Below are 7751 nucleotides of genomic sequence, written 5' to 3'. Positions count from 1 at the left end.
GGTGGACGGCGTCGTGGCCGCCCTCGGGGGAGCCGATGGCCCAGGGCACGCCGACGTCGTCGGGGCCGGCGGAGAGGGTGTTGTTGCGGCCCTTGCGGAAGGTCGTGCCGATCGGGTGGATCGGGGGGAGGTAGACGACGTCGAAGCCCATCGCGGCGATCGCCGGGAGGCGGCGGGCGGCGGTGCGGAAGGTGCCGTGCGGCTGCTCGGGGGTGCCCTCGGAGCGGGGGAAGAACTCGTACCAGGACCCGAACAGCGCCCGTTCCCGCTCGACCAGCAGTGGCAGCGTCTCCGACGCCGTGATCAACTCCCGCAGCGGGTACCGCCGGAGCACGGCGTCCACCTCGGGCGTCAGCGCGGCGGCGAGGCGGGCGGCGGCGGGGCGGGTCTGGTCGCGGAGGGCGCGGACGGCCGCGAGGATCACGCCGTCCCGCCCGTCGCCCGGGACCCCGGCGGCGGCCCGCTCGTACAGTCGGGCGCCCTCCTCCAGGACCAGTTCGGTGTCCATTCCGGCCGGGATCTTGATCTGGGAGTGGTGCCGCCAGGTGGTGACGGGGTCGCCCCAGGCCTCGACGGCGTAGGTCCAGCGGCCGGGGGCGCCTGCGGTGACGGTGGCGCCCCAGCGGTCGGTGCCCGGGGCCAGTTCCCGCATCGGGGCCCACGGCCCTGGGCGGCCCTCCGGGTCCATCAGTACGACGTTGGCGGCGACCGCGTCATGGCCCTCGCGGAACACGGTGGCCGAGATCTCGAAGGTCTCGCCGGCGACCGCCTTGGCGGGCCTGCGGCCGCGCTGGACGACCGGGCGGACGTCCAGGACGGGTATGCGCCCGACGGCCGGGGCCTCGCCCGCCTCCGCGGAGGATCGCTCCTGGGGCGGTGGTCCGGTGTCGACGGGGTGTGCGGGGGACGGTTCGGTACTGGAGGTCGGGGGTGCCGACGAGTGGTGCGTGGCGGGCATGACCGCTCCTGTCCGCGTCAACTTCGGGTGGGCGGATGGATGTGGGGAGGGGGTCCTGCGTGGCGTCTCAGTGAACCTACCTGAGCCGCGTACCGGAGGAGCCTTCCCACCCTATTCGGGTGGGCAATCCGGCACTTTGTTAACTACTCACGCGTATGTCTACGCACAAGACCGGCCCCGTTCCGGTCGAACGGGGCCGGTGGGCGGACATTGTCACTACGCGCCCGGTATCCGGAGGAGTTTGTCCGGTGAACCGGGCCCGCGGCCGGACACCTTCCCGGAGGACGCCTGCGTGACCAGTGCCTTGGCCACCTGCGCCGGGGTCGCCCTCGGGTGGCCGGCGAGGTACAGCGCCGCCGCGCCCGCCGCGTGCGGGGCCGCCATCGACGTACCCGAGAAGGTCGCCCTGGCGGTGTCGCCGGCGATCCCCGCCGAGGTGATCGAGACGCCCGGCGCGAACAGGTCCAGGGCGGAGCCGTAGTTGGAGAAGCCCGCCCGGGTGTCCTTCGCGTCGGTCGCTCCGACCGTGATCGCCTGCTTCACGTCGGCGGGCGAGTAGAGCGACGCCGACTGCCCGTCGTTGCCCGCGGCGACCGTGTAGGTCACCCCGGACTTGATGGAGTTGCGTACGGCGGCGTCGAGCTGGGCGTTGTGGTAGCCGCCCATGCTGAGGTTGGCGACGGCCGGTTTGCGCGCGTTCCTGGTCACCCAGTCGATACCGGCGATGACCTGGGCCGTCGTCCCCGAGCCGGTGTTGTCGAGGACGCGTACGGAGACCACCTTGGCCTGTTTCGCCACGCCGTATCCGGTGCCCGCGACGGTGGCCGCCACATGGGTGCCGTGGCCGTTGCCGTCCCCTGCGGACCGGTCGCCGCCGACGAAGTCCCAGCCGTAGCTCGCCCGGCCGCCGAAGTCCTTGTGGCTGATCCGGATGCCGGTGTCGATCACGTACACCGTGGTCCCGGCGCCCCCGGAATCCGGCGCGGTGTAGGACCTGTCCAGCGGCAGGCCGGGCTGGTCGAGGCGGTCCAGGCCCCAGGACGGCGGGTTCTTCTGGGTGCGCTCCAGGGTCACCCTGGTGTCCTGGACGACCGCGGCGACCCGGGGGTCGGCGGCGAGCCGTCTGGCCTGTCTCTCGTCGGCGACGATCGCGTAGCCGTTGAGTACCGTGCCGTAGGTATGGCTGATTCTCGCCCCGTACTTCTCGGCGAGGCCCTTTCCGGCCGCCGACGGGGCCTTCGTTCCCCCCTTGAGTGTCACCAGGTAACTCCCGCTGACGGAACCGGCCTCTCCGGCGCCGAGTATCCGCCCCTCCGGTGCGGCGTGCGCGGGCGGGCTGATGGCCGAAAGCGCGGCGGCACAGGTCGCCGCGGTCAGGCCCCCCACCCAGCGCAGACGCCGATCTCGCGTCCGTGCCATGACTTGAGTTCCCCTCCTCAACTCGGCGTACGGAGGCCGCGGTCCGCCGGGTGCACCCGGCGCCGGCCGGTACGCCATGGGGAAGCCTCTCGTGTGGTGTGAAGTACCACAAGGACGCCTACGGGGGTGGAACCGGCCATATCGGCTATGGGAGACGTGAGGAGGTTGCGGCGTTTTCCGGACCGCTCTGGGCAAAATCAGCCCGTCCGGTGTTCGAGGAACGCCGATACCGTCGTAACCGACGTGGACGCACACCGCCGTGCGTTCTCCAGCGAATGCGCTGAGGTGGCAATGAAGGCTATCCGTCGATTCACCGTCCGACCCGTACTCCCCGATGCCCTGCGGCCGCTGAGCGACCTGGCGCGCAACCTGCGCTGGTCCTGGCACGCGGAGACCCGTGATCTCTTCCAGTCCGTCGATCCGGAGCGCTGGGCCGCGTCCGGCGGTGATCCGGTACGGCTGCTCGGCGGCGTGCGCCCGGCGCGGCTCGCCGAACTCGCCCAGGACCGCCGTTTCCTGCGCCGGCTCACCGCGGTCGCCGACGACCTCCACGACTACGTCACCGGGGAGCGCTGGTACCAGACCCACACCGGCGAACTCCCCGCCGCCGTCGCCTACTTCTCGCCCGAGTTCGGCATCACGGCCGCGCTGCCGCAGTACTCCGGCGGCCTCGGCATCCTGGCGGGCGACCATCTGAAGGCGGCCAGCGACCTGGGCGTGCCGCTGATCGGGGTCGGTCTGCTGTACCGGCACGGCTACTTCCGCCAGTCCCTGTCCCGGGACGGCTGGCAGCAGGAGCACTACCCGGTCCTCGACCCCAACGAGCTGCCGGTCGCGCTCCTGAAGGAGGCCGACGGCAGCCCGGCCCGGGTCTCCCTCGCCCTGCCCGGCGGCAAGCAGTTGCACGCCCGGATCTGGCTCGCCCAGGTCGGCCGGGTACCGCTGCTGATGCTGGACTCCGACGTCGAGGAGAACGACCTCGGCGAACGCGGGGTGACCGACCGGCTCTACGGCGGCGGCAGCGAGCACCGGCTGCTCCAGGAGATGCTGCTCGGCATAGGGGGTGTGCGGGCCGTACGGACGTACTGCCGGCTGACCGGGCATGCCGACCCCGAGGTGTTCCACACCAACGAGGGGCACGCCGGCTTCCTCGGCCTGGAGCGGATCGCCGAACTCTGCGACCAGGGGCTGGACTTCGACGCCGGTCTGGAGGCGGTGCGCGCGGGCACGGTGTTCACCACGCACACCCCCGTCCCGGCCGGCATCGACCGCTTCGACCGTGAGCTGGTCGCCCGGCACTTCGGCGCCGACGCCGAACTGCCCCGCATGGACGTGGGCCGCATTCTGGCGCTGGGCATGGAGACCTACCCGGGCGGCGAGCCCAACCTCTTCAACATGGCGGTGATGGGCCTCAGGCTCGCCCAACGCGCCAACGGGGTCTCGCTGTTGCACGGTCAGGTCAGCCGGGAGATGTTCTCCGGACTCTGGCCGGGATTCGACCCCGAGGAGGTGCCGATCACCTCCGTGACCAACGGGGTGCACGCGCCGACCTGGGTCGCCCCCGAGGTGTTCCGGCTCGGCGCCCGGCAGATCGGCGCACAGCGCACCGAGGACGCGCTCACCGTCGGCGGCTCGGACCGCTGGGACGCGGTGGGGGACATCCCGGACCAGGACATCTGGGAGCTGCGGCGGGACCTGCGCGAGCAGCTGGTGACCGAGGTGCGGGAGCGGCTGCGGGCGTCCTGGCGGCAACGGGGCGCCGGTACGGCCGAGTTGGGCTGGATCGACGGGGTGCTCGACCCCGACGTCCTCACCATCGGATTCGCGCGCCGCGTCCCGTCGTACAAGCGACTGACCCTGATGCTGCGCGACCGCGACCGGCTGATGGATCTGCTCCTGCACCCCGAGCGGCCGGTCCAGATCGTGGTGGCGGGCAAGGCGCACCCGGCGGACGACGGCGGGAAGCGCCTGGTGCAGGAGCTGGTGCGGTTCGCGGACGACCCGCGGGTCCGCCACCGGATCGTCTTCCTGCCGGACTACGGCATGGCGATGGCCCAGAAGCTCTACCCGGGCTGCGACATCTGGCTCAACAACCCGCTGCGCCCGCTGGAGGCGTGCGGGACGAGCGGGATGAAGGCGGCCCTGAACGGCTGCCTCAACCTCTCCGTCCTGGACGGCTGGTGGGACGAGTGGTTCCAGCCCGACTTCGGCTGGGCGATCCCCACGGCGGACGGCAACGGCACCGAGCCGGACCGCCGGGACGACATAGAGGCCGAGGCCCTCTACGACCTGCTCGAACAGCGGGTGACCCCGCGCTTCTACGAGCGCGGACAGGGCGGGCTGCCCGACCGCTGGATCGAGATGGTCCGCCAGACGCTGACCCTGCTCGGCCCGAAGGTCCTGGCCGGCCGCATGGTCCGCGAGTACGTGGAACGCCTCTACGCCCCCGCCGCGCACGCCCATCGCACGATGGCCCCGGACGCGGCGCGCGAGCTCGCGGAGTGGAAGGCGCGGGTACGGGCGGAGTGGCACGGCGTCACGGTCGACCATGTGGAGACCACGGCCGCGACCGCCACGGCCGAACTCGGCACCACGCTCGGCCTCAGGGTGCGCGTCGGCCTCGGCGCGCTCGGCCCGGACGACGTGGAGATCCAGGCGGTCTCCGGCCGGGTGGACGAGGAGGACCGCATCGCGGACGCGGCGACGGTCCCGCTGAAGTCGGTCGGCGGCCCGGACCCGGAGGGCCGCTGGGTGTACGAGGGCCCGCTGTCCCTCGACCGCACCGGGCCCTTCGGCTACACGGTCCGCATCCTGCCGGCACACCGACTGCTGGCGTCCGGCGCGGAGTTGGGGCTGCTCGCGGTGCCCTCCGAGGACGTGGTGGAGGGAGCGGGCGTGCTCATGCGGTGAACGAAGGGGGGCGCGGGCCGTTCGCTCAGCCCGCGTCCTCCCCGCCGCACAGCCGCCGCAGCACTGTCCCGCACTTGCGCGCGTACGCCTGCTGGAGTCCTCGGGTCGCCGGGCCGCCCGCCCGGGTGTACCACTTGGCGCCTCTGCTGAACGCCGACACCGTCAGCCAGACCGTTCCGTCCCCGGTCCGGTCCACCACGAAGGACTCCTCGCCGCATTCGGGATGGCCGGAAAGCGTTCCGTAGGCCCAGCCCGCGCGGCGGTGCTCCTCAAGCGTCCAGACCACTCGGCAGGGGGCCTTGATGACCCCGGCCAGAGTGACCGTGACGTCCACGTCGGGGGCCGCGCGGTCCGCGCCGGCGTCTATGCCGACGCCGAGGGCGCGGTGCATCTCCCAGGTCAGGACCGCCTCGGAGGCCTTCCGGAAGACATCGTGGCCCTCGCCTATGCGGGTGCGGACGTGCAGGGGGCGGAAGCCTGGCGGGCAGTAGCCCTGCTGACGGGTCGCGCCGACCTCGTCGTACGTGAAGTGCATGGGAACCAAGAGTAGGGCGGTACCCGGAAATGCCTTCGTTCCGGGTACCGCCCGTCAGTCCCTCGTGATCACTAGCTGACGTTGACCGCCGACCAGGCCGCGGCCACCGCCTTGTACTCGGTGCTCGTCGAGCCGTACAGGGCGGACGCGGCGGACAGGGTGCCCGTGCGCGCCGACTTGTAGTTGGTCGTCGACGTGAAGTACGTCGTCAGCGCCTTGTACCAGATCTGGAGCGCCTTGTCCCGGCCGATGCCGGTGACCGTGGAGCCGTTGGACGTCGGCGAGTTGTAGGAGACGCCGTTGATCGTCTTCGCGCCGCTGCCCTCCGAGAGGAGGTAGAAGAAGTGGTTCGCGACGCCGGACGAGTAGTGGACGTCCAGGTTGCCGACCGAGGAGGACCAGGAGTCCGCCGAGCCGCCGTCCTTGCTGGGCTTGTCCATGTAGCGCAGCGGGGTGCCGTCGCCGTTGATGTCGATCTCCTCGCCGATGAGGTAGTCACCGACGTCGTTGGAGTTGTTGGCGTAGAACTCCACACCCGTGCCGAAGATGTCCGAGGTCGCCTCGTTGAGGCCGCCGGACTCGCCCGAGTAGTTCAGGCCCGCCGTGTTCGAGGTGACGCCGTGGCTCATCTCGTGGCCGGCCACGTCCAGCGAGGTCAGCGGGTTGACGTTGCCCTCGCCGTCGCCGTACGTCATGCAGAAGCAGCTGTCGTCCCAGAACGCGTTCACGTACTGGTTGCCGTAGTGCACGCGCGAGTAGGCGCCGACACCGTTGTTCTTGATGCCGCTGCGGCCGAACGTGGACTTGTAGAAGTCCCAGGTCTCCTGCGCGCCGTAGGTGGCGTCCACGGCCGCGGTCTGGTCGGTGGTGGAGCTGGAGGCCGCGCCGGTGCCCCAGACGTTGTCGGCGTCCGTGAACAGGGTGCCCGCCGACGAGCTGGTGCCGTGGGACTTGTTGTACGTCTTGTGGTTGCCGCGGGTGGCGTCGGTGAGGTTGTACGTCGAGCCGGACTGCGTGGTGCTGAGGCTGACCGTGCCCGAGTACAGGCTCTTGCCGGTACCGGTGGCGTTCTCGATGCCCTGGTACTCGTAGAGCTTCTTGCCGGTGGCCGCGTCGGTGATGACGTGCAGCTGGTTCGGGGTGCCGTCGTCCTGGAAGCCGCCGACGATCGTCTCGTAGGCGAGGACGGGGGTGCCCGAGCCGGCCCAGATGACCTTGCGCGCGCCGTCGGCGGCGGTCTTCTCCGAGCCCGCGGCCTTGGCGGCGGTCAGCGCCTGGGTCTCGGCCTTGGCGACGGTGAGCTTCGGGGTCAGCGAGGCGACCTTGATGGTCTTGTTCGTCGCCTTGACGACACCCTCGGTGGCGCCGGACTTCGCCTCGTGGACGACGAGGTCGCCGCCGAGGACGGGCAGACCGTCGTAGGTGCGCTCGTAGCGGGTGTGGACCGTGCCGTCGGCGTCCTTGACGACGTCCTTGACGACCAGCTTCTCCTTGGCGCCGAGGCCTATCTCCCGGGCGGTGTCGGCGGCACCGGCCTGCTGTTCCTTGATGAGCGAGGTGCGCGCGGCCGGGGACAGCTGGAGCGGCGCGGCGGAGAGGGTGCTTCTGCCGTTCTCCGCCGGGGTCTCGGCGGAGGCGGCACCGGCGGTCAGGCCGGTGGTGAGCAGGGCGCCGGCGGCGACTGCGGTGGCGATGGCCAGCGTGGTGCGCTTGTGACGCGCGTAGAGGGGGGTCACACAAGCTCCTTCGTGGGGGAGCCCGGCGTGCGTGGGGTTGCCTGCCGGGGTGGTTGTGAAGTTGTGCGGCGGTTGTGAGGAAGCGTGGCATCAAGGCGCGTACATGTCATGACCCACAAGTGATGTTGGCTGAAAGTCGACGACGAGGTGAACATTGCAGTGATGTAAAGCGAGTTGACCTGGGCAAAGCCCC

At 71.1% G+C, this 7751-nt stretch carries 5 protein-coding genes; 1 reads left to right on the top strand and 4 read right to left on the bottom strand.

Translation table 11 applies throughout. The features are described from left to right. Both G3I78_RS43100 and G3I78_RS43095 read right to left on the bottom strand, forming a co-directional pair. A partial coding sequence (locus G3I78_RS43100; protein ID WP_164435262.1) for a maltotransferase domain-containing protein occupies positions 1-958 on the bottom strand: 958 nt, incomplete at its 3' end. A 216-nt stretch (positions 959-1174) separates the two neighbouring features. Further along, positions 1175-2377 (bottom strand): S8 family peptidase, encoded by a 1203-nt coding sequence (locus tag G3I78_RS43095; protein ID WP_164435260.1) that lies wholly within the window; start codon positions 2375-2377, stop codon positions 1175-1177. A 291-nt stretch (positions 2378-2668) separates the two neighbouring features. On the opposite strand from G3I78_RS43095, the gene G3I78_RS43090 reads away from it, so the two are divergent. After that, positions 2669-5287 (top strand): glycosyltransferase family 1 protein, encoded by a 2619-nt coding sequence (locus tag G3I78_RS43090; protein WP_164435257.1) that lies wholly within the window; start codon positions 2669-2671, stop codon positions 5285-5287. A 25-nt stretch (positions 5288-5312) separates the two neighbouring features. On the opposite strand, the gene G3I78_RS43085 is transcribed toward G3I78_RS43090, so the two are convergent. Together G3I78_RS43085 and G3I78_RS43080 are read right to left on the bottom strand one after the other, a co-directional pair. Then, positions 5313-5822, bottom strand: coding sequence for a DUF1990 domain-containing protein (locus tag G3I78_RS43085; RefSeq protein WP_164435255.1), 510 nt, complete (start codon positions 5820-5822; stop codon positions 5313-5315). Positions 5823-5893: 71 nt separating this feature from the next. Then, positions 5894-7558, bottom strand: a complete 1665-nt coding sequence (locus G3I78_RS43080) for a M4 family metallopeptidase (protein WP_164435253.1) — start codon at positions 7556-7558, stop codon at positions 5894-5896. Positions 7559-7751 lie beyond the last annotated feature (193 nt).

This window comes from Streptomyces sp. SID13726, assembly GCF_010548375.1.
GTDB lineage: Bacteria > Actinomycetota > Actinomycetes > Streptomycetales > Streptomycetaceae > Streptomyces.
This window is presented reverse-complemented; position numbering and strand designations above follow the sequence as displayed.